The organism is Streptomyces sp. NPDC050263, assembly GCF_040655955.1.
Taxonomy (GTDB): domain Bacteria; phylum Actinomycetota; class Actinomycetes; order Streptomycetales; family Streptomycetaceae; genus Streptomyces.
In genome coordinates, this window is sequence record NZ_JBFAKW010000073.1 from 21592 (window position 1) to 46794 (window position 25203).

The 25203-nt window shown below is 72.3% G+C and carries 25 protein-coding genes; 18 read left to right on the forward strand and 7 right to left on the reverse strand.

Translation table 11 applies throughout. From position 1 onward, the window contains the following. Positions 1–87: 87 nt before the first annotated feature. The 5 genes from AB0J04_RS28340 to AB0J04_RS28360 all read right to left on the reverse strand — a co-directional run bounded on the left by AB0J04_RS28340 (position 88) and on the right by AB0J04_RS28360 (position 7553). Positions 88–1296 (reverse strand): ABC transporter substrate-binding protein, encoded by a 1209-nt coding sequence (locus AB0J04_RS28340; protein WP_363171392.1) that lies wholly within the window; start codon positions 1294–1296, stop codon positions 88–90. 64 nt (positions 1297–1360) lie between these two features. Then, a complete protein-coding gene (locus AB0J04_RS28345) occupies positions 1361–3910 on the reverse strand; it encodes an ATP-binding cassette domain-containing protein (RefSeq protein ID WP_363171393.1) in 2550 nt (849 codons plus the stop codon). A gap of 12 nt (positions 3911–3922) precedes the next feature. Then, positions 3923–4792, reverse strand: a complete 870-nt coding sequence (locus AB0J04_RS28350) for a branched-chain amino acid ABC transporter permease (RefSeq protein WP_363171394.1) — start codon at positions 4790–4792, stop codon at positions 3923–3925. 172 nt (positions 4793–4964) lie between these two features. Beyond that, positions 4965–6356 (reverse strand): FAD-dependent oxidoreductase, encoded by a 1392-nt coding sequence (locus AB0J04_RS28355; protein WP_363171396.1) that lies wholly within the window; start codon positions 6354–6356, stop codon positions 4965–4967. Between the two features lie 123 nt (positions 6357–6479). After that, positions 6480–7553 (reverse strand): NAD(P)-dependent alcohol dehydrogenase, encoded by a 1074-nt coding sequence (locus tag AB0J04_RS28360; RefSeq protein WP_363171397.1) that lies wholly within the window; start codon positions 7551–7553, stop codon positions 6480–6482. Positions 7554–7614: 61 nt separating this feature from the next. Here AB0J04_RS28360 and AB0J04_RS28365 point away from each other — a divergent pair, with 61 nt between their 5' ends. From AB0J04_RS28365 to AB0J04_RS28445, 17 genes are all read left to right on the forward strand, one after another. Then, the gene (locus AB0J04_RS28365) at positions 7615–8409 is read left to right on the forward strand and encodes an SDR family NAD(P)-dependent oxidoreductase (protein WP_363171398.1); all 795 of its coding nucleotides are present in this window, start codon (positions 7615–7617) and stop codon (positions 8407–8409) included. A gap of 112 nt (positions 8410–8521) precedes the next feature. Continuing rightward, positions 8522–9655 (forward strand): acyl-CoA dehydrogenase family protein, encoded by a 1134-nt coding sequence (locus AB0J04_RS28370; RefSeq protein WP_363171399.1) that lies wholly within the window; start codon positions 8522–8524, stop codon positions 9653–9655. Positions 9656–9765: 110 nt separating this feature from the next. Further along, positions 9766–10554 (forward strand): enoyl-CoA hydratase/isomerase family protein, encoded by a 789-nt coding sequence (locus tag AB0J04_RS28375; protein ID WP_363171400.1) that lies wholly within the window; start codon positions 9766–9768, stop codon positions 10552–10554. Next, a complete protein-coding gene (locus AB0J04_RS28380; RefSeq protein WP_363171401.1) occupies positions 10539–10910 on the forward strand; it encodes an OB-fold domain-containing protein in 372 nt (123 codons plus the stop codon). The genes AB0J04_RS28375 and AB0J04_RS28380 overlap by 16 nt, the downstream gene beginning before the upstream one ends. Then, the gene (locus AB0J04_RS28385) at positions 10907–12055 is read left to right on the forward strand and encodes a thiolase family protein (protein ID WP_363171402.1); all 1149 of its coding nucleotides are present in this window, start codon (positions 10907–10909) and stop codon (positions 12053–12055) included. Before AB0J04_RS28380 ends, AB0J04_RS28385 begins: the two co-directional genes overlap by 4 nt. 21 nt (positions 12056–12076) lie before the next feature. Next, on the forward strand, positions 12077–13288 hold the full coding sequence (locus AB0J04_RS28390) for an acyl-CoA dehydrogenase family protein (RefSeq protein WP_363171403.1): 1212 nt from the start codon (positions 12077–12079) through the stop codon (positions 13286–13288). After that, on the forward strand, positions 13285–14256 hold the full coding sequence (locus AB0J04_RS28395; RefSeq protein ID WP_363171404.1) for a phosphotransferase family protein: 972 nt from the start codon (positions 13285–13287) through the stop codon (positions 14254–14256). The genes AB0J04_RS28390 and AB0J04_RS28395 overlap by 4 nt, the downstream gene beginning before the upstream one ends. Before the next feature lie 12 nt (positions 14257–14268). After that, positions 14269–15483 (forward strand): acyl-CoA dehydrogenase family protein, encoded by a 1215-nt coding sequence (locus AB0J04_RS28400; RefSeq protein ID WP_363171405.1) that lies wholly within the window; start codon positions 14269–14271, stop codon positions 15481–15483. Continuing rightward, a complete protein-coding gene (locus AB0J04_RS28405; protein WP_363171406.1) occupies positions 15480–16301 on the forward strand; it encodes an SDR family oxidoreductase in 822 nt (273 codons plus the stop codon). The genes AB0J04_RS28400 and AB0J04_RS28405 overlap by 4 nt, the downstream gene beginning before the upstream one ends. Beyond that, complete coding sequence (locus AB0J04_RS28410) at positions 16298–17104, forward strand: SDR family oxidoreductase (protein WP_363171407.1); 807 nt, start codon at positions 16298–16300, stop codon at positions 17102–17104. The genes AB0J04_RS28405 and AB0J04_RS28410 overlap by 4 nt, the downstream gene beginning before the upstream one ends. Beyond that, positions 17101–17931 (forward strand): enoyl-CoA hydratase-related protein, encoded by an 831-nt coding sequence (locus tag AB0J04_RS28415; RefSeq protein WP_363171408.1) that lies wholly within the window; start codon positions 17101–17103, stop codon positions 17929–17931. The genes AB0J04_RS28410 and AB0J04_RS28415 overlap by 4 nt, the downstream gene beginning before the upstream one ends. Positions 17932–18006: 75 nt before the next feature. Further along, complete coding sequence (locus tag AB0J04_RS28420; protein WP_363171409.1) at positions 18007–18633, forward strand: TetR/AcrR family transcriptional regulator; 627 nt, start codon at positions 18007–18009, stop codon at positions 18631–18633. Positions 18634–18730: 97 nt separating this feature from the next. Further along, positions 18731–19081 carry a nuclear transport factor 2 family protein gene (locus tag AB0J04_RS28425; protein ID WP_363171410.1) on the forward strand — a complete coding sequence of 117 codons (351 nt, stop codon included), beginning with the start codon at positions 18731–18733 and terminating at the stop codon, positions 19079–19081. Then, complete coding sequence (locus tag AB0J04_RS28430; RefSeq protein WP_363171411.1) at positions 19078–19458, forward strand: nuclear transport factor 2 family protein; 381 nt, start codon at positions 19078–19080, stop codon at positions 19456–19458. The genes AB0J04_RS28425 and AB0J04_RS28430 overlap by 4 nt, the downstream gene beginning before the upstream one ends. Positions 19459–19483: 25 nt before the next feature. Then, the gene (locus tag AB0J04_RS28435; RefSeq protein ID WP_363171412.1) at positions 19484–19804 is read left to right on the forward strand and encodes an EthD family reductase; all 321 of its coding nucleotides are present in this window, start codon (positions 19484–19486) and stop codon (positions 19802–19804) included. Positions 19805–19853: 49 nt separating this feature from the next. Continuing rightward, positions 19854–21386: a class I adenylate-forming enzyme family protein gene (locus AB0J04_RS28440; protein WP_363171413.1), complete on the forward strand. Its 1533-nt coding sequence runs from the start codon at positions 19854–19856 to the stop codon at positions 21384–21386. Continuing rightward, on the forward strand, positions 21383–22438 hold the full coding sequence (locus tag AB0J04_RS28445; protein WP_363171414.1) for an MBL fold metallo-hydrolase: 1056 nt from the start codon (positions 21383–21385) through the stop codon (positions 22436–22438). The genes AB0J04_RS28440 and AB0J04_RS28445 overlap by 4 nt, the downstream gene beginning before the upstream one ends. 99 nt (positions 22439–22537) lie before the next feature. Here AB0J04_RS28445 and AB0J04_RS28450 read toward each other — a convergent pair whose 3' ends face one another. Both AB0J04_RS28450 and AB0J04_RS28455 read right to left on the reverse strand, forming a co-directional pair. Then, positions 22538–23287, reverse strand: coding sequence for a glucose 1-dehydrogenase (locus AB0J04_RS28450; RefSeq protein ID WP_363171415.1), 750 nt, complete (start codon positions 23285–23287; stop codon positions 22538–22540). 86 nt (positions 23288–23373) lie between these two features. After that, positions 23374–24174 (reverse strand): SDR family NAD(P)-dependent oxidoreductase, encoded by an 801-nt coding sequence (locus tag AB0J04_RS28455; protein ID WP_363171418.1) that lies wholly within the window; start codon positions 24172–24174, stop codon positions 23374–23376. A 274-nt stretch (positions 24175–24448) separates the two neighbouring features. Between AB0J04_RS28455 and AB0J04_RS28460 the strand changes: the two genes are divergently transcribed. Beyond that, complete coding sequence (locus AB0J04_RS28460) at positions 24449–25063, forward strand: hypothetical protein (protein WP_363171416.1); 615 nt, start codon at positions 24449–24451, stop codon at positions 25061–25063. The last annotated feature ends 140 nt before the right edge of the window (positions 25064–25203 follow it).

A 25203-nucleotide genomic window follows, 5' to 3' on the forward strand; every position in this document is an offset into this window, starting at 1 on the left:
ACCGTGAGTCAACTGGAGCTTTCGGCAGAGGCGTTGGCGGCCGGCCGGACAGCGAGGGAGCCTTCTGACGCCGAACGGCGAGCACCCTCAGTCGCGGGCCGGGGGCGTGTAGAAGTCGCCGACGGATGTCCAGACGCCGTTCTTCACGACCACGCGCTGCACGCTGCGCGTGCCGAGATGGTCGCTCGCGCTGAACCTCATCACCGGCGACACCCCGGGATCCACCGCGGACGCCTTCTGGTACGCCGCCGTGAGGGCCTGGGACGTGACCGGCCCCTTGACGGTCTTCGCGATCTCGGCGAACACCTTCGCGTTGCTCCAGCCCCACAGGGCGAGGAAGCCCGCGTCCTGGCCGGGCTCGTACTTGGCCATCGCGGTCCGGAACTCCTTCACCGCGGGGTCCGGGTCCGAGGGCGCCTTCACCAGCTGGACCGCCTTGAGGCCCTCGGCCGCGTCCTCGGCCAGGGCGACCGTCGACTCGGCGGCCACCGGCGCGTAGGCGTAGGTGGGCAGGGAGAGCCCCTGGAGCTTGGCCTCCTTGAGGAAGGCGGCCGCCTCGGGGGAGGTGAGGATCAGGATCACCGCCTGGGTCTTCGCGGCCTTCACCTTGCTGATCACCGGTGTGTAGTCGGTCGTCTGGTACTTGACCGGCAGCCGCTCCACCTCGACCGACGGGTCGACCTTCTTCGCGACGGGCTCCACCTGCTTGGCCACGTTCACGAACGCGGCCGGGTCGCTGTGCACGACGAGGATCTTCTTCGCGCCGTCCTGCACCGCCCACGCGGCGATCGCCGAGGCCTGGTCCTCGTAGAGGGTCTGGGTGCCGAACAGGCCGGCGCGCGGCGGCTTGTACCAGGACTCGGAGCCGCCCACCTCGTTGAGGATCGGCACCTTGGACTGGTTGAGGACGAACGGGAAGGCCGCCTCCGCCTGCGAGGTGCCGTTCGCGTTGACGATGGCCACGACCTTGTCCTGACCGACCAGTTCGCGTGCGATCTGCACCGTCTGCTGGGGGTCGGCCGCGTTGTCCTTGACGGTCCACTTCACCTTGCGGCCGTTGATGCCCCCCGACGCGTTGAGCATCTTGAAGTACGCGTCGGCGCCCGCCCGCTCGGCCACGCCGTACGTGGCGGTCGCGCCGGTGAGCGGGAGCCACGCGCCGATGTGGATCTCGGAAGAGCTGCCGCCGGCTTCTGCGGAGTCCTCACCGGCACACGCGTTGGCGGTCAGCGCCACCACGGCCAGCAGGGCCGTCGCTCCCGCTGCTCGGCGGAATCTTCTTATTGTCCGGAACACGGTCCACCTCGTTCACCACGGGAGATCACAACAGGAGTGCACATCACGAGCTCACAACAGGAGTTCAGTTCACTGGGGAGGGCCGGGCGGAGGCCGCCGCGGTCGGGGCGGCCGTCAGGCCGCCGCTGAAGTACGCCGCTTCCGCCCGGGCCGCGAACGCGGGGTCGTCCGGCCGCCCGTGGGCCGCGACGACGCCCTCGTGCAGTACGGCCACCTCGTGGCAGACGGACATGGCCCGGCTGAGCAGTTGTTCGAGCAGTACGACGGTCAGGCCGTCGTGGGCGAGCCTGGCCAGCCGGTCGTACACCTCGTCGACGAGCGCGGGCGCCAGCCCCAGCGCAGGTTCGTCGACGATGAGGACGTCCGGCCCGACGATCAGGGCCCGGGCGATCGCGAGCATCTGCTGCTCGCCGCCGGACAGCCCGCCGGCGGACGCGGACATCCGGTCGCGCAGCCGTGGCGGCAGCCATTCGACGGTCTCCTCCAGCCGTTCGCGCAGCGGCGCACCGGTGATGCCCGCCGCGTACGCCGCGACTTCGAGGTTCTCGCGCAGGGACAGCGTCTTGAACAGGGCCCGCCCCTCGGGCGCCAGGCTGGTGCGGATCACGCCGCCCGCCTCCCGGTCGCCGTGGGCCGGTTCGAGCGACCCGTGCAGGATGCCGGCCAGCGTGCTCTTGCCCGCTCCGTTGGCTCCGGCGATGCCCAGCACGAGCCCCTGGCGGACGTCGAGGTCGACGTCCCGCAGGGCGACCACGCCGCCGTACGCGTGGCCGACGCCGCGCAGGCGGATCATGCTCCGGTCGCCCACGCGCTCGGGCGGCCGTGTCCTGCCCTCGACCGTCCCCAGGTACGACGACCGCACCTTCGGGTCGTCCAGAACGGTGTCCGGGGCGCCCTCGCCGATCGTGCGGCCGAAGTCGAAGGCGAGCACGCGGTGGGCGACGGAGAAGAGGTCGTCGAGGACGTGGTCGATGACGACCACGGCGGTTCCGTCGGCCTGAAGCCTCCTGATGTGCCCGGCCAGCAGGGCCCGTTCACTCGAGTCCAGGCCGCCGAACGGCTCGTCCAGGACCAGCAGTTTCGGTTCCCCGGCCATCGCACGGGCGAGGTCGAGACGCTTCTGCAGGCCGAACGGCAGCTCACCGGGGCGGCGGTCGGCCATGTCCGCGAGACCCACGGAGTGCAGCAGCCGCGCGACATCGGCCCGGTCCCGGGCGGTGATCCGGCGGCGGGTGCACAACACGTTCTCCGCGACGGTGAGTTCGGAGAAGACCTCCGCGTGCTGGAACGTGCGGCCGATGCCCAGCCGCCGCCGTGCGGTCGCCCTGGCCCTGAGCAGCGGCCGTCCGGCGAAGTCGGCGGTCCCGCTCACCCGACCGTTTCCGGTCAGCCCGGACAGCGCGTTCAACAGGGTCGTCTTTCCGGCCCCGTTGGGCCCGATGACCGCCAGGATCTCGTTCTGCCGCAGGGACAGCGAGGCGTCCTCCAGGGCCTTGAGACCTCCGTAGGCGACCGACACGTGCTCCAGGTGCAGCAGAACGGGCCCGTCGTCCGTGGACTCGGACGGTGACCGGGGCGACTCGACCGGCGTGCGGTCCGCCGACGCTTCGACGGGCGACGGCGACGGGACTTCCGCGTCCGGCGCTCGCAGCACCCGCCGCAGGACGATCCGCGCGGGCCTGGCGAGGAACGGCACGACGCCACCCGGCAGGAGGAGCAGCACCGCGATGAGCACGAGCCCCTGCACGACCGGCTGGGGCAGTCCGACGGCGGACGACAGCGAAGGGTTCCACGTGAGATAGACGCCGCCGGCCACCGCGCCGACGATGGTGCCGACCCCGCCGAGCACGCACGCCGCGATCAGCGAGATGCCCAAGGTCAGCGAGAACGGGTCCGGGCTGACGAACCCGGTGAGCAGCCCGAGCAGCACCCCCGCGAAGCAGGTGGCCGCCCCGCTCACCGCGAACGACAGCGCCGACTGCGCCTCCGGCGCGATGCCGATCGTACGGGCGGCCAGGGGGTGCGACTTGGCGGCGACCAGGCGCATCCGCAGCCCCGAGGCGGCGGCCGGCACGGCCAGCGCCAGCACCACGGCGGCCGCTCCGACCGCGAGGTACTGGGCGTCGGCGCCGCCGCCCGCGAGGGTGCCGAGGCCCAGCGCGCTGCGCAACTGGATCACCGGTACGCCCTGGTCGCCGCCGGTCACGCTGCTCCAGCGGTTGATCAGCTCCAGGGTGACCGTGGTGAACGCGAGGGTCAGCAGGGCGATGTAGAGCACCGAGAACCTGGCGCCCGCGTACCCCAGGAAGGCGCCGAGGGCGGCCCCGGTGGCGACGGCGCAGACGACCACCGTCTCCAGGGACCAGTCGTGGCCGCTGCCGTACGCGGCGAAGTAGGCGCCGATGGCGAAGAAGGCGGGGTGGCCCACCGACCAGATGCCGGACCAGCCGGCGAGCAGGCCGACCGACAGCACGACGATCGTGTACACGGCCGCGAGCCCCACCGAGTACATCTGGTACGCGGGGATCGCGCCGGCGGCCATGAACGCCGTCAGCACCGCGCCGGCGGCCGGGCCCAGGGCGGCCCGCGCCAGGAGGGAACGGTTGAAGACCATGGATGCGACCCCTCAGACCCGTTGGAAGGTGCGGGTGCCGAACATGCCCTGCGGACGGATCAGCAGTACCAGCACGGTGAACGAGAACACGAACGTGTCCCGGAAGCTCGCGGAGGCGTAGTTCGCCGCCAGGTTGTCCAGGACGCCGATGGTCAGCCCGCCGAGGACGGCTCCGTACATGCTGGTCAGGCCGCCCAGGAAGATGCCCGCGAAGGCCCGGAACAGGGGCGCGACGAGCGCGGTGGGCACCAGGCCGGAGCGCGGTGCGTACAGACAGGCGGCGAGTGCGGCCAGGCCCAGACCGAGCGCCCAGGAGATCCGGGCCAGGCGCTGCGCGCTCAGCCCGACGACGCGGGCGGTGTCCGCGGACTCGGCCACGGCGCGCATGGCCGAGCCGAGCGTGGTGCGGGAGAACAGATAGCCCACCAGCGCCATCGCGACGGCGGCGACGGCGATCGTGACCAGGCTCTGGACCGGCACCGCGGCGCCCGACCAGCGCACCGACCCGTCCACCAGGTCGGGGAAGGCCCTGGGCTGGTCGCCCCAGATCGATCCGGCCACGCTCTCCGCGATCAGGGACACGCCCATCGTCACGACGAGTGCGGAGAACAGCTGCCCCTGTCCCAACGGCCGGATCACCGTCTCACGCACGACCAGGCCCGCCGCGACGGTGATCGCGACCGCGGCGAGGATGCCGACCACGGTGGCCACGCCGCGGTCGTGGAGCGAGACCGCCACGTACAGGCCCAGGGTCGCGAGCGAGGCCATCGCGAAGTTCACGACGTCCGTGGCCCGATAGATGATCACCAGCCCGAGACCCATCAGGCCGTACACGGCTCCACTGGCCACACCACTGACCAGGACAAGCAGGAACTGACTCACAGTCCCTCCCTCGGGGAAGAGCGCGTTCGCGCCACGCATGCGGAAAGCATGATCACCTCACGAACCATCGAGTTAAAGTGAACTCAATTCAGTAAGCTAGACACTGGGATGCCGGACGGGCAAGCCTCGTGCACGGGATTTGTGCCGAGCGGCAGCCGAAGCCGGCCGGAGCTCAGCGTGCGAGGGCCGTCGGCGACCCGGCGAGGGCGGTCCGCGCCGCCGTCAGAGCGAAGACCAACGCGGGGGCGAGGCCGCCGGCGTAGGCCCGACGGTAGAGGCCCCCGGCGTCCGCGCCGGCCGCGAGGAGGCCGGGAACCGGGCGTCGGCCGTCCGGGTCGGGGGTCGTCGAGAGAACGTGCGTCGCGGCGTCGATCAGCAGGCCCCCGAAGGTGAACGTGATCGCCGGGGTCGCCTCGACGACATAGAACGGCGGCTCGTCGAGCGGCCGACGGTCGAGCAGTCGGCCCGGTGTCGGCCCGCCGTTCGCGTCGGCCGTGCCGGTCGCGCCGGCGCCGCCCACGCAGTCGTTGAACTCCTGGATGCGGTCGCGGATCGCGGCGCCGGGATAGCCCCATTCCTCGGGCATCGAGGCGAAGTCCTCCAGGCTGTCGGCCACCGCGCTGCGGGCGCCGGCGCGATGGCAGAGCTGGAACTTGTCCACGCCGGGGATGCCCTCCACGTACGAGGCGCTGATCCACTCGCGGTGCACCCGCGCGTCGGCGACCAGCAGCCCGCGGGCCTGCGGCCGTTCCAGCAGCGCCATGGTGGTCAGATGGTCCCCGATCGTCTCGTCGACGAAGCGCTCGCCCGTCGTGTCGAACAGCAGGGCGTGCTCGCTGTAGTAGAGCGCCAGTTCGACGAACCGCGCGGGGTCGGCGAGCGGGACTCCGGCCGGCATCAGGTGGCCGTAGAACCCCGCGTCCTTCTCCCCGAAGGCCGCGCCCGCGGCGCGCCCGAGGACGAGGCCGTCCCCCCGGCTGTGCGGGTTGGCCCGCAGCCCGATGTCCGCGGCCTGAGGATGGACGAGCTCGGCGCGCAGGCTCGGATCCCCCTGGAAACCGCCGGTCGCGAGCAGGGTCCAGATGGCCTCGATCCGGCGCACGGATCCGTCCGGCAGGAGGCAGTCCGCGCCTTTGACCACGCCGTTCTCCGTCACGAGGGAGCGGGTCCAGGTGCCGGTCAGCACGTCCTGGCCCCGGTCGCGGATCAATCGCTCGCACGTGTCGAGGTAGTGGTTCGTGTCCACCTGGTGCCCGCGGCCGAACCCGAGCACGGGCACCGGCGGCCGGCATTCCACGCCGAGCGACCGGATCCAGCTCACGCCGTCGGCGAACCCGTCCACCAGGGCGGCGGCCAGCTCCGGGTCGCCGTCCGGGTTGACCCGGCGCATCTCCTCGAAGGTCGGGGTCGTCCATACGAAACCGGCGAAGCGCGCGGAGCCGCCGGTGCGCTCCGCCTTCTCCACCAGCACCACCGAGCCGCCCTCGGCGGCCACTCGGGCGGCGGCCGTCAGGCCGGCCATGCCGCCGCCTATCACCAGCAGATCCACTGTCTCCGCATTCATAGCGGGTCACACCGCCTTCGCGTCGCCGAGTAGTGCGACAAAACGCTAATTGAACTCACTTCTGGAGTCGAGGGGCCGGTCGGCAGTGGGTGCGACAGTACGGGTTTCAGTCGGACGGACGGTTCAGTCGGGGAACAGCACCGCGCGCCCCCGGACCCCGCCGGAGCGGAGCCTGTCGACGGCCTCCGTCGCGTTCGACAGCGCGAACCGTTCGACGCCCGCCTTCAGCACCCCCTCGCACGCCAGGGCGACCACGGCTTCCAGTTCGGGCCGGGTCCCCCAGAAGGGCAACGAGACCCGCGCTCCGGGAGGGAGCGCTCCGGGTTTGCGGACCGTCAGCTCCCCGCCGCCGCTGCCCACCACCGCCAGTTCCCCGCCCGCCCGCAGTACGTCCACCGCCAGCTCCAGGCTGGAACGACTGCCGACGAAGTCCAGCACGGCCGCCGCGCCCACTCCGCCCGTCCGGCCGCGCAGGACCGCCGCCGTGTCGGGCCGCGGCAGCGTGCCGAAGTGCGCCCCGCACTCGTCGGCCAGGGCGAGGGCCTCCTCCCGCACGTCCACCGCCAGAACCTGCGCGGTCGTCGTGGCGCGCAGGATCTGGACGGCCAGATGCCCCAGCCCGCCGACGCCGACGACCACGACGCCGGCGCCCGGCTCCTGGCCCAGCGTGCGCCGGACCGCGGCCACGGCGTGGTACGCGGTGAGCCCGGCGTCGGACAGGGGCGCCGCCTGGGCGGCGGCCAGGTCGCCCACCGGGACCAGCAGCCGTCCGGACGGAACGAGCAGCAGGTCGGCCATCCCGCCGTCGCGTCCGAGTCCCGCCCCGGTGCCGGCGCGGTCCGCGTCCAGGGCGGCGCGCCGGTCGCAGTAGTTGTCCGCGCCGATCGCGCAGCGCGCGCAGCCTCCGCAGCCCCAGGGGCCGTGGACGACCACCCGCTCGCCCACCGCGGGCCCCCCGGCCAGCGGGCCGCGTTCCACCACCCGGCCCGCGACCTCGTGCCCGAGGGTGAACGGAAGCCGGTAGGGGAGATCGCCCGGCCGCGCGTCGATGACATGGAGGTCCGAACGGCAGAGGCCGGCCGCCTCCACCCGGATCAGCACCTCTTCGCCCGTGGGGGTGGGCCGCGGCACCTCGGTGAGGATCGGCGGACCGCCCCAGCGGGTCAACCGGACCGCTCGCGTCCTGTCTGTTGACATACGTGAGACAGTAACAAAAATGAAGTCAGTTCAGTAACTGACCGTGGGGTGGTGACCGTGCATGGACGGTGAGCACACGAGGCGCTTCGGCGGGCGGATCGCGCTCGTCACCGGCGCGGGATCCGGCATCGGTGCGGCGGTGGTCCGGCGACTCGGCGCGCAAGGCGCCGAGGTCTTCGCCGCGGACGTCGACGGCCCGGCGGCGGAGGCCCTCGCGAAGCAGGTGCCGGGGGCGCACTCCCTCGCCGTCGACGTGGCCGACCCGGCGCAGGTCGACGGGGCCTTCGACGAGGTCGTACGACGGCACGGGCGGCTCGACGTCGTGGTCCACGCGGCCGGCGTCGACGACCCCACCGCCAAGGAGTGGATCGCCGAGGCCCTGGTGGCGGACCGGCCGCCGGACGTGACGGGGCGGCTCGGCGACGACGCCTGGGGGCGCGTCATGCGCGTCAACCTGGACGGCGCCTTCCACGTCCTGCGTGCCGCCCTGCGGGTCATGACCCCGCACCGGTCCGGAGCCGTCGTCACCGTCGGCTCCTCCTCGGTCTTCGACGCCCCGGCCGGCTATCCGCACTACGCGGCCTCGAAGGCCGGCGTCCATGCGCTGAGCCAGTCGGTCGCCAAGGAGGCGATCGCGTTCGGCGTCCGCGTCAACACGGTCGCGCCGGGGCCGACGGAGACGGGCATGGCCGCCCGGACCCCCGCGGCGCTGCGCAGGGGTTTCGCCGATCCGCGGGTGCGCCCCTACGCGACGCCGGAGGAGATCGCCGACATCGCGCTGTTCCTGGCCGGTGACGAGGCCGCGAACCTCGTGGGGGCGGTGCTGCTGGCCAACGGCGGACGGTTCACGGTGTGAAGGGTCCCTGGCGTGTGTCGGCTGCGGGCTGTCCGCGGCTGGTCGCGCCCCGCGGCGGAGCCGCGGATCGATACAGCCCCGCGCCCCTGGGGTGCGACCGAGGGAGGTTCGGATGTTCCGGCTCGATGCCGATCCCGTGCTGTTGCTGGAGTCCGACGAGCGGCGCGAACTGCGCACGGTCCTGAGGGACCTGCTGGCCGAAAGCTGTGGGCCCGAAGAGGTTCGCGAGCAGGCCGGGAGTCCGCGCGGATACGACCAGGCGCTGTGGGGCCGGCTCGCCGGCGAGATCGGAGTGCACGGGCTCGCCGTGCCCGAGGAGTACGGCGGCGCCGGCTACACCTTCGCCGAACTCGCCGTGGCGCTGGAGGAGACCGGGCGCGTGCTGTGCCCCGCACCCCTGCTGGCCAGTGTCGTCCTCGCCGGGCAGGCCCTGCTGGACAGTGGCGACCGGCGGGCCTGCGCGCGCTGGCTGCCGGGCATCGCCACCGGTGCGCTCACGGCGACGGTCGCCGGATTCCTGCACCCCGCCGACGTGACGGCCGAGCACGGTCCCGACGGCTGGGTGCTGCGCGGAGCCGCCGATTTCGTGCCCGACGGAGCGGGCGCCGACCTGCTGCTGGTCGAGGCCCGCGCACCGGACGGGAAGCGGCTGTTCGCCTGCGAGCCGGACGGCGCGACCTGCGACCGTACGGGTCGCCGGGTCCTCGACCCCACACGCCGCCAGGCGCTCGTCCGCTTCCGCGGAGCCCCGGCCGAGCCGGTCGGCGAGCCCGGGCGGGCGGCGGAGGTCGTCGATGCCGTCCTCGACGCCGGGCGGGTGGCTCTGGCGGCCGAGCACGTCGGCGGCAGCGCGCAGGCCCTGGACGCCGTACTCGCCCATGTGTCCCGGCGAACTCAGTTCGGCCGGGCCATCGGCTCGTTCCAGGCGGTCAAGCACCGGCTGGCCGACCTGCTCGTCGAGGTCGAGGGCGCGAGGTCGGCCTCGGCGTACGCGAGCGCCTGCCTCGCCGCGCGGGCGGGAGGGCTGCCGGTGGCGGCGAGCGCGGCGGCGGTGGCCTGCACCGGCGCCTACCGGCTGGCCACCACGGAATACGTCCAGCTCCACGGTGGGATCGGCTTCACCTGGGAACATCCGGCACACCTTTATGTGCGCCGGGCTCGGGCCGACGAAGCGCTGTTCGGCACGGCGGACGACCATCGCCTGCGGCTGGCCGGCCTGCTCGGCTTCGCCGGCCGCACCGACTGACCGGTCGCCGCCTGCCGGTCGTGTGGAGCAGCGACCCCGTCCCGGTCCATTGACACGGGCAACCACTGCCCGCAGAATCGAACTCAATTCAGTTCAGTTTGGAGGAGCTCATGGCAGTCGAAGACGAGATCCAGTTCGAGCGGGACGGACATGTCGCGCGGGTCTGGCTGAACCGGCCGCACAAGAAGAACTGCGTGACCGTGCCGATCCTGAACCGGCTGGACGAGATCATCACCGAGGTCGACGCCGACCCCGAGCTGCGCGTGCTGGTACTGCGCGGGCGCGGCAACACCTTCTGCTCCGGGTTCGACCTGGACAGCCTCAAGGCCGACTTCGTCGGCAGGTCCAACGCGATCGACGTCGCCGTCCTGTCGGCGAAGGTCTGCGACCGGCTCTACTCGATGAGGACGCCGTCCATCGCCGTCCTCGAAGGCCATGTCACCGCGGGCGGCTTCGAGCTGATGATCTCCTGCGACTTCGCCATCGCCGCGGACGACGCCCTGATCGGCGACTTCCACATCCGGCGCGCGCTGTTCGGCGGCGCCGGACCGATCTACCGGGTGCCGCGCATGATCGGCGTCCGCAAGACCAAGGAACTGATGCTCACCGGCAAGCTGCTCACCGGGGTCGAGGCCGCCGAGTTCGGCCTCATCAATTCCTCCGCGCCCGCGGACAAGCTCGACGCCACCGTCGACGAGTTCGCCGACCAGCTCATCGACAAGAGCCCGTTCACCATGTGGATCACCAAGATGACCATCGACCGCAGCCTCGACGCCGACATCCAGTCGCTGATGGTCATGGAGCACCTCGCGGTCGGCGTGATGCTCAACTCCGAGGACGCGGCGGAGGGCGTGGCGGCGTTCCTGGAGAAGCGGGAGCCGCAGTGGAAGGGCCGCTGACCGGCGGGCCGGAGACCGGGAGCCGCCTGCGCGGCTCCCGGTGCGCCGGCTGTGCGGTGGCCGCCTACCCCGCCCAGCAGGCGTGTCCGCGCTGCGGCGGACCGGCCGAGCCGGTCCTGCTCTCGGCGACCGGCGCCCTGTGGACCTGGACCGCACAGCGGTACCCGCCCAAGTCGCCGCCGTACGTCCCGCCCGCCGCCGGATTCGCGCCGTTCACCGTCGGATACGTCGAACTGCCGGAAGGCGTCCGCGTGTTGGCCGCTCTCGACATCCGGCCCGAGGACGCCGAGATCGGCATGCCGGTGACGATCACGGCGGGGGACGGCGTCCCCAGGGCCACGGGAGCCGCCGTATGAGCAACGAGGAAGTGCTCGTCTGCGGCGTTGGGATCACCTCCTTCGCCCGTACGGACGCGAGCGGCCGCAGCCTGGCCGTCCAGGCCGTACGGACCGCCCTGGCCGACGCGGGACTGCCGTGGTCCCGGGTGCGGGCCGCACACGGCGGCAGCGATTCCGCGGGCAACGCCGACACGCTCGTCGCCGAACTCGGCCTGACGGGGGTGCCGTTCACCAATGTCCGCAACGGCTGCGCGACCGGCGGCAGCGCGCTCGTCGCGGCCACCCACGCGATCCGATCCGGAGCGGCGGACGTGGCCCTCGCCGTCGGCTTCGACAAACACCCGCGGGGCGCCTTCGACCCGCGGCCCGCCGACTGGGGGCTCGACGAGGCCTACGGCCGCGACGGGCTGATGGTGACCACCCAGTTCTTCGCCATGAAGATCCAGCGGTACATGTACGACCACGGCATCAGCGCCCGCACCCTCGCGCTGGTCGCCGAGAAGGCGTACGCCAACGGAACTCTCACCCCGCACGCCTGGCGCCGCAAACCGCTCGACGCGGACGAGGTCCTGGCGTCCGGCATGGTCAACGACCCCCTGACCCGGTACATGTTCTGCTCGCCCGGCCAGGGCGCGGTCGCCCTGATCCTGTGCAACCGCGCGGTGGCCCGCGAGATCGGAGCGACGCCGGTCGCGCTGCGCGCGGCGGTCGTCCGGACCCGCCGGTTCGGCTCCTTCGAGGTGTTCAGCCCGTGGGCGCCGCCGGGAACGCCGACGAGCGTGACCGCGGACGCGGCGCAACACGCCTTCGAGGAAGCCGGTTTGGGGCCGCGCGACATCGACGTGTGCCAGTTGCAGGACACCGAGAGCGGCGCCGAGGTGATGCACATGGCCGAGTGCGGATTCTGTGAGCACGGCGAGCAGGAGTCGCTCATCCCGTTCGGGGCGACCCGCATCGACGGCCTGCTGCCGGTCAACACCGACGGCGGATGCATCGCCAACGGCGAGCCCATCGGCGCCTCCGGACTGCGGCAGGTCCACGAGGTCGTACAGCAGTTGCGCGGCCGGGCCGGCGACCGGCAGGTGCCGGGGGACCCGTCGACCGGCTTCACCCATGTGTACGGCGCGCCGGGCGTCAGCGCCTGCACCGTGCTGACCCGTTGAGAGTCCGTCGAGAGGAGGATCATGGACGGCATACCCGCCCCGGAGGAGTTCCGCGCCGAGGCCCGGCGCTGGCTGAAGAGCGTGGCGACAGCGCGCGCCGCACACCATGAGTGGGGTCGCGGCGACGATTCGGTGGCCGTCTTCGAGAACTGGACCGAGGCCGAGGAACGCGCCCACACGGACCGCGCACGGGACTGGGAGCGCACCCGCTACGACCGGGGCTGGGGCGCACTCGCCTGGCCACCGGAGTACGGCGGCCGTGAACTGCCCGCCCACTACGAACAGTTGTACCGGTCCGAGGAGTCCGGCTTCGACGTGCCGAGGCGCACCGAGATCTTCCCGGTCACCCGGCAACTCGTCGCCCCCGCCATCCGCATCTGGGGGACGGAGGAGCAGCAGCGGCGCTGGCTGCGCCCCATGCTCCGCACCGACGAACTCGCCTGTCAGCTGTTCTCGGAGACGGAGGCCGGCTCCGATCTCGCCGCCGTCCGCACCCGGGCCGTGCGCGAAGGCGACGGCTGGATCCTCGACGGCCACAAGATCTGGACCTCCGGGGCCCGGGTCGCCACCTGGGGCGTGGCCGTCTGCCGCACCGATCCCGACGTGCCCAAACACGCGGGCATCACGGTCTTCCTGGTCCGCATGGACGCGCCGGGCGTCACCGTACGGCCCATCCGGCAGATGACCGGCGGCGCCAGCTTCAACGAGGTCTATCTGGACGACGTCCATGTGCCCGACACCGACCGGCTCGGCCCCGTCGGCGAGGGCTGGCGGGTCACCCTCGCCGTGCTCGCCGCCGAACGCCTCGACTCCGGCGGGCTCGGCCTGGACAACGCCGACCGCGCCCTCGACCTCGCCCGGCACCTGCCCCGCCCGCTCACCGACGGGGAGCGGCAGCAGGCGGCCGACCTGTTCGTCCGCGCCCTCGTCCAGCGGCTCACCGGTCTGCGGGTGATGTCGGCGCTGGCGGCCGGCCGCGCACCGGGCGCCGAGGCCTCGGTCGGCAAGCTGCACGCCACCGCGACCATGCGCGCCACCACCGACCTCGTCCAGCAACTCCTCGGACCGCGCCTCGCCGCCGACACGGGGGAGTGGGGCACCTTCGCCTGGACCGAGCAGCTGCTCGGCGCTCCCGGCTACCGCATCGCCGGCGGCAGCGACGAGATCCAGCGCAACATCCTCGCCGAGCGCGTGCTGCGACTGCCCAAGGAGCCGAAGGGAGCGGGAAGTTGAGCACCACCACCGAAGTCGCCGAACTCGCCCGCCGGGTCCGCGAACAACTGGCCGAACGACACCCGGGCGCTCCCCTCGGCGACCTGCGCACCCTGCCCGGCGGCCACTCGGGGCTCACCTACTCCATCACGGCGGGACCGGTCTCCTACGTCGTGAAGGCCGTGCCACCGGGCCGGCGGCCCATCGGGCGCGACGACGTGCTGCGCCAGGCCCGGATCCTGCGCGCACTCGACGGCTCACCGGTGCCCGTCCCGGGCGTCGTCGCCGTCGACGAGACCCAACCGGCCTGGTTCGCCATGGAGTTCGTCGACGGCGAGGCGATCGAGCCCGTCCTCGACGAACACCGGCTCGACCCGGGACGGTGCCGGAGCAGGATGCTGGTACTGGCCGACGTACTGCGCGACCTGCACGCCACGAAGAGCCCGGAGACCGCTGAACCCCTGGACCCGGCAGGGGAGTTGGACAGATGGAGCCGCACCGTGCGCGCGGTCCCGCCCGAACTCCGGTCCGGGGCCGAGGACGTGTTGGCCGCCCTGGCCGCACACCTGCCCGAACCGGTCGCCCCCACCCTCACCCACGGCGACTTCCGCCTCGGCAACGCCCTGTTCGAGGGCGACCGACCGGCCGCCGTCGTCGACTGGGAGATCTGGGGCTACGGCGATCCGCGCATCGACCTCGCATGGTTCCTGCTCTTCGCCGACCACCGCAACTTCCCCCGGCTCGGCCGTGCCGTCCCCGGCCTGCCCACCGAGGAGGAGCTGCTCACCGCCTACCTCGACGGACACCCCGAACCCCCCGCCTTCGACTGGTTCCGCGCCCTGGCCCGCACCAAGATGGCCGCGATCATGGGCCACAACCTGCGCCGGCACCGCGAAGGCCGGCACCACGACCCCGACCAGGAGCGGCTGCCGCCGACCATCGCGGCGATGATCCGCGCGGCCCACGACCTCCTCGCCCGACGGCCCTGAAGGAGCGCCACCATGGATTTCGCACTCTCCCCGAGGGCCGACGAACTCCGCTCGCGCATGGCCGCGTTCATGGAGGAGTACGTCCTGCCCGCCGAGTCCGTCTACGACCGGCAGCTCGCCGAGGCGGAAGATCCCCATGAACTGCCCCCGATCATGCGCGAGTTGAAGGAGAAGGCGCGAGCCGAGGGCCTGTGGAACCTCTTCCTCGCGCACGGCGACCGGGGCGCCGGCCTCACCAACCTCGAATACGCGCCGCTCGCCGAGCTGGCCGGACGGTCGGTGATCGGCCCGGAGGTGTTCAACTGCTCCGCCCCCGACACCGGCAACATGGAGCTGCTCGCCCTGTTCGGCACCCTCGAGCAGCAGGACCGCTGGCTGCGACCCCTGCTCGCCGCCGAGATCCGGTCCTGCTTCGCCATGACCGAGCCCGAGGTGGCCAGCTCCGACGCGCGCAACATCCGCACCCGGATCACCCGGGACGGAGACGAGTACGTCGTCGACGGCCACAAGTGGTACACGTCCGGGATCCTCGACCCGGACTGCCGACTGATCATCCTGATGGGGGTCACCGACCCGGACGCACCGACGTACCGGCAGCAGAGCATGCTGCTGATCCCGCGCGACACCCCCGGCATCACGATCCTCCGCGATCTGCCGATGTTCGGCTACACCGACCGCTGCGGCCACGGCGACGTGCTCTTCGAGAACGTTCGGGTGCCGGCTTCGGCGCTGCTGGGCGGCGAGGGCGAGGGATTCGCCCTGGCCCAGGGGCGGTTGGGGCCCGGGCGCATGCACTACGCCATGCGGGCCGTCGGATTCGCCGAACGGGCACTGGAGTTGATGTGCCGCCGCACCCTGACCCGCACCGCGTTCGGCGGCCCGCTCGCCGAACGGGGCGTCGTGCGCGAATGGATCGCCCGCAGCCGCATCGAGATCGAGCAACTTCGCCTGCTGGTCCTCAAGTCGGCCTGGCTGATGGACACCTCGGGCAACGCGGCCGCCCGCACCGAGGTCGCCGCGATCAAGGTGGCTGCGCTGGAGGTGGCCCACCGGGTGGTCGACCGGGCCGTCCAGGCGCACGGCGCCGCGGGGGTCAGCGACGACACCGTACTGGCGCGGCTGTACGCCATCACCCGGGCGCTGCGCATCGCGGACGGTCCGGACGAGGTCCATCTGCGGACGGTCGCACGGCGTGAACTGGCCAAGTACCCGGAGGAGTCGGCGTGAACGCACAGGTAGGGAACGGACAGGCGCGGAACGAACGGGCGCGGAACGAACCGGTGCTGGACGGCCGCGTCGCCGTGATCACCGGCGGCTCCCGGGGCATCGGCCTCGGCATCGCCAAGGCGTACCGGGAGGCGGGCGCCCATGTCGTCATCGCCGCCCGGAAGGCGGAGGGACTGGCGGCCGCGCGCGAGGAACTCCTGCGGGTCAAGGGCGACGGCGAGATCCACGAGGTGGTCGCCAACGCCGGGGAGCCCGAGGACGCCGAACGCTGCGCCGAGGAGACCGTGGCCCGCCTCGGCAGGCTCGACGTCCTGGTCAACAACGCGGCCACCAACCCCTACATGGGCGATCTCCTCGACCTCGACCTGCCGCGCGCGGAGAAGACCGTACGGGTCAACCAGTACGGCATGATCGCCTGGACCCGGTGCGCCTGGCGGGCGTGGATGCGCGAGCACGGGGGAGCGGTCGTCAACATCGCCTCCGTGGGCGGACTCATCGTCGACCCCCACATCGGCTGGTACAACGCCACCAAGGCGGCCATGCTGCACATGACCCGCCAACTCGCCTACGAACTCGGCCCGATGGCCCGTGTGAACGCGATCGCGCCCGGACTGATCAAGACCGAGCTGGCCCGGGCCGTCTGGGAGCCGAGGGAGCCGATCCTCACCGCGAAACTGCCGCTGCGCAGACTCGGGACGGTGGAGGACGTGGCCCGCGCGGCCCTCTTCCTGGCGTCCGAGGCGTCGTCCTGGATGACGGGACAGACGCTGGTGCTCGACGGTGGCGCGACCGTGCTGCCGATCGGGGTGGAGGCATGACCCCGGTGGTGACCCCCGTGGCGGAGCTGTTCTCGCTGTACGGGCGGACCGCCGTGGTCACCGGGGCGTCGTCCGGGCTCGGCGCCCGGTTCGCCACGGTGCTCGCGTCGGCCGGCGCCACCGTGCTCGCCGCCGCCCGGCGACTGGACAGGCTCAAGGAACTCGCCGACGGCGACCCGCGCATCCGCCCCGTCGTCTGCGACGTCTCGCGGGCGGAGGACCGGGTGCGGCTCATGGAGACGGCGCTCGACGAGACCGGCCGGATCGACGTCCTCGTCAACAACGCGGGCGCGCCCGGCGCCGCACGCGCCGAGGACGAGAGCGCCGACGATTTCGCCGGGGTACTGGACGTGAACCTGGTGGCGCCGTTCCATCTGGCGCGGCTGCTGGCCGAGGCGCCGTCGTCGGTTCGTACGCAGCCGGTTCGTACGCAGCCGGTTCGTACGCGATCGGTGGTGAACGTCTCGTCCGTCCTCGGGCTGGTCTCCGGCGCCCCACTGGGAGGTGCGGCCTACGCGGCGTCCAAGGCCGGGCTCCTCGGGCTGACCCGGGAGCTGGCGGGGCAGTGGGGAAGGTCGGGAGTGCGGGTCAACGCGCTCGCGCCCGGCTGGTTCCGCTCGGAGATGACCGACGAGCTGTTCGCCGACGAGCGCTCCCGGCGCTGGGTCGAGCGCGGCACGATGCTGGGGCGCGGCGGCGACCCGGGCGAGCTGGACGGGGCGCTGCTCTACCTGGCCTCGGACGCGTCCTCGTACTGCACCGGGCACGTGCTCACCGTGGACGGCGGGTGGACGGCGCGATGAGGGTCACGGTCGAGGTCGACGGCGACGGGCTGGCCCGGGTCGAGATGTGCCGCGGGGCGGGCAACGCCGTCGACCTGGCGATGGCCCGGGCGTTGCTGGAGGCCGCCCGGGAGTGCGAGGAGGCTCGGGTGCGGGCGGTGCTGCTCACCGGGCGGGGGCGGTCCTTCTGCGTCGGCGGTGATCTGAAGGAGTTCGCCGCGCTGCCCGCGGAACGGCTGGCCGGGCATCTCACCGACGTCACCGACGCGCTCCACGGGGCGCTGCGGATCCTCGCCGGGCTGGACGCTCCGCTGGTGGTCGCCGTGCGGGGGGCCGTCGCGGGCGCCGGGCTGGGGCTCGTGGCGGCGGCGGACGTGAGCCTCGCGGCGACCGACGCCGGCTTCACGGCCGCGTACACCGCGATCGGGTACACGCCGGACGCCGGGGTCAGCTGGTCCCTGCCCCGGCTCGTCGGACCGCGGCGGGCCGTGGACCTGCTGTTGACCAACCGGCGCGTCCCGGCCGCCGAGGCACTGCAGATGGGCCTGGTGGGCCGGGTCGTCGCGCCGGAGCGGCTGAACGAGGAAGCCGAGCAGGCGGCGGGCGCGCTGGCACGCGGGGCGACAGCGGCGTACGGGGCGACCCGGCGGCTGGTCGGGCGGGCGCTCGTTGACGACCTCGACGAACACCTCGACGCGGAGGCCGGTCGACTGGCCGCCGCCGCAGTCTCCGCTGAGGGCCGGGAAGGCGTGGCGGCGTTCCTCGCCGGACGCCGGCCCGACTTCGCGGGACCCCGCTCCTCGCAGACGGAAGGCCTGCGAGGGACCCGGACGATCTTCGATTCGTAGCCGACCTGAACTTGGGTCTACTCTCGGACGACCGGGGCGGTGATCGGTGCCGACCGTGGAGGAGAGGGAGAGACGATGGCAAGGGCGCGGATCGTGGATCCGGAGGAGGGGCCCAGGTCGAAGCGCAGCGCGATCCTCGTGGCTGCCGTGGAACGGTTCGGGGAGGACGGCTACGAGAACACCAAGTGGTCCGAGGTGGCCGACCGGGTCGGCATCGGCCAGACCGCGCTGTACCACTACTTCGAGTCCAAGGCCCACTGCCTGCTCACCATCATGCGGCTGGAACTGCAGCGCTCCCACGACCAGTTCGTCGAGGCCACGGGCGGTGTGTCGGAACCGGTGGAGGAGCTGCGCGGGGCGGTCCGGGCCGCGTTCGCGGTGACCGACCAGGAGATCCGCCAGATGCGCATCCTCCAGGCCAACATGTCTTTGCTGGCCACCCCGCGGAAGTCCAAGCGGGAGGAGACCGAGCGGGTCGCGGCCCGCCAGCTGGTCCAGATGGTCGAGCGGGACTGGACGAGCCTGCTGATGCGCGGCATGGCGAAGGGCGCCTTCCCGGTCCGTGACGCGCACACGCTGGGCCTCGCCGTGCTCGGCATGATCGTCAGCGTCTGGCGGTGGTACCGCCCGACCGGGGCGATCCCCCTGACGGAGATCGGTGACTCGATCGAGGGATGCGTGGTGCGGATGGTCGCGCAATAGGCTCCGCCCCGCCTCTTGCCGGGGCGGGGCAGTCGTCTTACAGTCAAACTGAACTGAACTCAGGTTGTTTGATGGCGCCGAGGGAGAGCGATCGGCAATGGTGCTTCGCGAATACATGGCCAGAATGGACGGCCAGGACCCGGAAAAGGCCCTGGAACTTCTGGAACCCGGATTCCGGTTCCTCATCGCCCTCCCGGGCGGACAACACAGCGGCACGTCCCGCGCGGACTTCGCCGACTACATCGCCGGACGCAACGCCGCGGACCGCAGGCACGAGATCGTGCGGTACACCGTCGACGGCGACGTCGAGACGGCGTACGGCTTCGTCGTCGACCAGGGCGTGACCACCGGCGCGTTCCTGTCCGCCGTACAGGTCTCGCCCGCCGGGCTGATGGCCCGCTACCAGTCCTTCTTCACCCCCGACTTCGACCTCGTGGACCGGCCGTGAGCGCGCCCGCCACGTCCGCCGCCCCTTTCCTGACCACCTGGTTCGGGATCCTGGACAGCGACGACGCCGACCGCATCCTCGACCTGATCAGCGACGACTTCTCCTTCTCCATCCTGTTCTCCACCGGGGGCGACGCCGGCACCGACTTCCACGGCGGCCGGGCCGAGATGGAGGGCTACCTCGCCCAGCGCGAGGTGGGCGTCCGCACCCACCACCTGCTCACCGCGTCCACCGTCGGCCGGGACGAGCTGTACCTCGGCGAGGTGCGCCGGTCGGGCGTACCGGAGGCGACCTTCGTGGCGTCGGCGCGGCTCGACGCCGAAGGCCGGGTACGCCGCCTGCTGATCGGGCGCTCGCCCGCGGTCCTGTTCACCTGAGCGGACCCGATCCTGAGGAGGCGTGATGTACAACCTCGTCCTGCTGGCGGCCCGGCCGCCCGAGTGGCCCCACGAACGGTTCATCGCCTGGTGGCGCGGCGAACACGCCGAACTCACCCGGCGGCTGCCCGGGCTCAGGTCCTGGCGGCACACCGACCTCGACGCGGCCCTCGAACCGCGCTCCGAGGGCTGGGACGGCCTGTCCGTCCTGAGCTTCGACACCGCCGAGGACCTGCGCAAGGCGCTGGAGAGCCCGGAGTGGGCGGCGGCCGTCGCCCAGGTCGGCGACATGCGCGGCCGCCGGATCGCCGTCATGGGCGGCGAACTGGAGATGTACGGCGGCTGAGTACAGGAGAGGTTCGGCACACAGGCTTCGCGAAGAGGCGAGGAAACGGATGCGACAGACAGTGCGGGAGTTCTACTACCGGTCCGAACAGGCCGACTTCACAGCCGTCGTCGACGATCACGGACGCCACGGCGCACGCGATCTCCTACAGCGGGCCGTCGACCTGGCCGAGGCGATGACCCCGGAGGGCACGGCGGGCGGCACCGTGCTCCTCCAGGCCGACAACTCGTGGCGCACCGTCGCGGCGACCCTGGCCGTCGGACTGACCGGCGGAGTCCTGGCCCTGGTCAACCGGCACACGACCCGTGCCGAGTTCGCCGCCGCCATGGAGGACATCAGGCCGGACGTCCTGATCGCCGAACCGTCCGCCATGCAGGAGTGGGGCGCCGCCCCGGCCCTGCCGGACGCCCTGACGTCCGAGGCCCTGGACGGCTGGACGGTCCGCGCCGGCCGGGGCCCGCGCGATGTCTCCCGCTGGTCCGGCGGCACCGTCATCGGCCTCACCTCCGGCTCCACCGGGCGCCCCAAGGGCGTCGTCCAGTCCGAGAGCGCCCTGCGGTACGCGTGCTCGTGCACCATCGACGTCAACGGCCTGCGCGACGGGGACGCGGTGGCGGCCGTCGTCCCGCTCTCCTCGACCGCCGCCTACTGCTTCGGCGTCTGCCTCGCGCTCATGCTGGGCGGCCCGCTCGTCCTGACCGGCCGCTGGGACCGTGAGGAGGCGCTCGCCCGGATGGCCGCCCATGACGTCCGGTGGACCATGTGCGTGCCGACCATGGCTCTCCAGATGGGCTCCGCCGCGGCCGGCTCGCAGGCCCTCGACGGGGTCCGCTCGATCACCGTCGGCGGCGGCCCCATGGACCGCGGCGCCCTCGCCCGCGCCGAACGCTCGCTCGGGACGAAGATCCTGCGCGTCTTCGGCATGTCCGAGTGCCTCGGACACACCTCCCCCCGGCCCGACGACCCCGAGGAGATCCGCCTGGGTCGCGACGGACGGCCCTTCCCCGGCACCGACCTCAGGGCGGTCGCGGCCGACGGCGCCGTACTCGGACCCGGGGCGACCGGCCGGGCCCAGGTCCGCGGCCCGTCCCTCTTCCTCGGCTACGCCCGCGACGGCGAGGTCGAACCGCCGGCCCTCACCCCGGACGGCTTCTTCCCCACCGGCGACCTGCTGGTGACCGGCGCGGACGGCACCGTCACCGTCATGGGCCGCGAGAAGGACGTCATCATCCGCGGCGGACGCAACCTCGACATCACCGAGATCGAACGCGCCGTCGCCGCGCATCCGGCGGTGGCCCGCGTCTGCGTGACCCCGGTACCGGATCCGCTCCTCGGCGAACGCGCCGCCGTGCTCGTCGTGGTCGAGGACGGCAGCGCTGCACTCGGCCTCGACGAGCTCACCGCACACCTCGCCCGCACCGGCCTGTCCAAGTCCAAGTGGCCCGAATTCGCGTTCACCGTAGGCGAGTTGCCGCAGACGACCGTCGGCAAACTCGACCGGTCGGGAGCCCGCAGGCTCGCCCACGACCTGCACTCCGGGCTCACCGCACACCCCGAACAGCACCGGCAAGGAGATGCATGACCACCCCCACGACCCGCACCCCCCGTTTCGACCGCGGCAGTTGGGCGCAACCCGGACCCGAGACCGTACGGCCCGGCGTCCACCGCATCCCGCTCCCGCTGCCGGACGACGGACTGCGGGCCGTCAACGTCTACGCCCTGGAGGGCCTGACGGAGGGGCTCGTCCTGATCGACGGCGGGTGGTCGATCCCCGAGTCCCGCAAGGCACTTGAGGACGCCTTGAACGAACTCGGCCACGACCTGGGCGAGATCACCCACGTCCTGGTGACCCACATCCACCGCGACCACTACACCCAGGCCGTCGAACTGCGCAGGCTGCTGGGCTCCCAGGTCTACCTCGGCGCGGGCGAGCGGCCCGGTCTGGAGCTCCTGGGCGAGGTGCGCACGGACGAGCCGACCGGTTCGCTCGCGACACTGCGCCGCGCCGGGGCCCACGAACTCGCCGAGCGCGTCGCCGCGATGTACGACGGTGGCTTCGACGCCACCGTCTGGGAGGCCCCCGACCGCTGGCTGAAGGCGGAGGAACTCCGCTTCGGGGACACGCGGTTGACGGTCGTCCCGACACCCGGACACACCCAGGGGCACGTCGTCTACCTCGATCGGGCGCGGGGGCTGCTGTTCTCAGGGGATCACGTGCTGCCGCACATCACCCCGTCCATCGGCTTCGAACTCGGCGGCCCTGCCCTGCCGTTGGGCGACTACCTGGACTCGCTGCACCTGATGACCACGCTCGCCGACGCGAGCCTGCTGCCCGCGCACGGTCCGGTCGGCGACAGCGTGCACGCACGGGTCGGGGAGCTCCTGACGCACCACGACGACCGGCTCGCCGAGACGCTGGCCGCCCTCGGCGGCCGTGCGCGCACCGCACATGAGGTGGCGGGGGAGTTGGGGTGGACCCGGCGCAGGGTCGCCTTCGCGGACCTCGGGCCCTTCGACCAGATGCTCGCCGTCAACGAGACGGCCGCGCATCTGGACGTGCTGGTGGCCCGCGGACGGGCCGGGTCCACGCAGACCGACGGAGTCAACCGGTACACGGCCACGGCGGCCGGTTAGGGCTCCGGGCCGAAGCCCGAGCCCGCGCAGCCCGCAGTCTGGGCCCGCAGTTCGCAGTCTGGCCCGAAGCCGGCAGTCCGAGCCCGAAGCCCGGCGCCCTCAGCGCGCCGTCCAGCCTCCGTCGACGTACAGCTCGGACCCGGTCATGAAGCTCGCGTCGTCGGAGGCGAGGAAGGCCACGGCGGCCGCCACCTCCTCGGGCGTGCCGAGCCGGCCGAGCGGCGTGCCCTCGACCATCGCGGTCAACCGGGGCGTGTCGCGCCACAGTTCGCGCGACCGGGGCGTCTCGACGAAGCCGGGGTGCAGCGAGTTCACCCGGACCCCGCGCCTGGCCCAGTGCAGTGCGGCGTTCTTGGTCATCAGGCGCACGGCGCCCTTGGCCGCGTGGTACGAGAACTGGGCGCCGAAGCCGCCGACCGTGCCGAAGATCGACGCGACGTTGACGATCGAGCCGCCGCCGGAGCGCTCGATGGACGGACCGCCGTGCTTCATGCCGAGCCAGACACCGGTCTGGGTCACGCCCAGGACCTGGTCCCAGGACTCCATGGTCTCGGTCTCCACGGTGTGCATCGTGGCGATGCCGGCGTTGTTGACCAGCACGGACAGTTCGCCCAGCGCAGACGTCGCCGTGCCGACGACCTCGCGCCAGGCCTCCTCGTCCGAGACGTCCAGGGCCAGCCCCAGGGCCCCGCCCCCGACCTCCTCGGCGAGCTTCTCGCAGCGATCGGCGTCGAGGTCGGTCACCACGACCGCCGCGCCCTCGGCCGCGAGCCGTCGTACGACGGCGTCGCCGATGCCGCCGGTGGCACCGGTCACCAGCGCGGTCTTCCCGGCCAGCCTGGATTGCATGGGTCTCTCCTTTTGACGGCGTGACGGCGTGACGGCGTGACGGCATAGGGCGCGACGGCATGGGGCGTGACGGACTTCGGTGGTCCTCAGTCCCGTACGCCGAGCCAGGCGAGCGCGCCGCCGTCGACCACGTACGACGATCCGGTGATGAACGCGGCGTCGTCGGAGGCCAGGAAACACGCCAGCCTCGCGACCTCCTCCGGGCGGCCGAGCCGCTCCACCAACTGCGGTGCGGTCAGCTCGTGTTCCATGGCGGCGCGGTCGCCGGCGGCGGCGAAGAAGTCCTGGGCGAGCGGAGTGTCGATGACACCGGGACAGAAGCAGTTGCAGCGCACCGGGGCCAGGTCGACGGCGGTGACCTTGGTCAGATGGATGACGCCGGCCTTGGTGACTCCGTAGGCGGGGGCGTTGGGGAAGCCGGTGAGGCCGGAGACGGAGGCGGTGTTGACGATGGCCGGTCCGCGCCACGAGCGCCGCAGGTACGGTGCGGCGAACTTGGTCGTCAGCCACACCGCCTTGAGGTTGACCTCGTAGACCGCGTCCCAGACGTCCTCGGAGAGCGAGTCGACGCCACGGTCCGGTTCGTCCGTGAACGCGGTCTCGATCACTCCGGCGTTGTTGACCAGGACGTCGAGTCCCTCGAAGCGCTCCGCGGTACGCGCGACCATGTCGGCGATGCTGTCGCGCACGCGCAGATCGCACCCGATCGCCTCGGCCTGCGCCCCGGCGGCGCGTACCAGCTCCGCGGTCTCGGCGGCGGTCTTCTCGTTCCGGTCGGCTACGGCCACCGCGGACGCGCCCTGCCGGGCCATTTCCACGGCGATCGCCTGCCCGATGCCCTGCCCCGCACCGGTGACGAGCACGGTCCTGCCGTCCAAGGAACCCATCATGAGTCTGCTCCCGAGTACGCGTCGCGAGACCTGAACTGAACTTGCTTCATTTTATTGGAGTCTAGATTCACGTGGCGCAGGCGACAAGAGTCGGGGCGGAGACCGAACCCGGTTGAAGTGGCGTAGGGGCTGGGTCCGCGCCGTGCCGGATCTCCCGGGAAGCCGCGGGCCGTCCGCCGAACGGGCCAGGCTTTCGGGGCGGTCCGGCATGGCGGCACGTCGACGGAAGGACGCGCCTGGATGCTGACAGCCGGACGAGGCAGGAGAGACCGTGGACGATCCCAGCCCCCAAGAAGCCCGGAGTTCGGCATCCACCGAGGCGGGCCAGGACGCTTCCGGTCGGGCGGGGGTCATCGGCATCGCACTCGCCGCCGTGCTGACGGCCGCGCTCGCGCAGGGTTCGTGGCAGTGGTTCGCCACTTACATCGGGGCGACGCTCTTTGCGGTGATCTTCTCCTTCTACCGGCTGCCGACGTGGACGCCCGGCCTGGGGTCTGCGTACGTGCGGAATCTGACGGCGTATTCGCTGGTCGTCGGCCTGTGTGTGGCGATCGCGGTGGCCCCCGCGTTGCAGCGCTGGGACTGGCTGTTCCCGATGCCGGGCACCCGTGACAGGTGTCCCGCGCTGGGCGCCTACGAGAGCATCCGGACCGAGGCGGAACTCGGGAAGCTGGCCGGTCGCGACGGCGCCGCCTTGGCCCAGGCGCAGGACGTCCACCGCCATGACGCCGTCGCCGACTGCCTGTCCGCCACGACGACCCTGTGGCTGCCGGCCTACGCGGCCGGAGCGGCCGTGCTGGTGGCTCTGGGCGCGTGGTGCGTGGATCGGGCCAGGGCGAGGCGGGCGGCGGCCGTGGCGGGCCGGAATCCTCCGCCACAGGGCTGACAAAGGTTGAAAGGACGGCTTGGAAGCATATGCGTTCCTAAATATGGGCGGTTTCCACTGATCGTTGCGAATCAGCAGTAGGCCAGTTCTCCTGACCAGCGTCTCATGGCCTCGGCCGGTGTGCGGTCTCCGAGGACGAG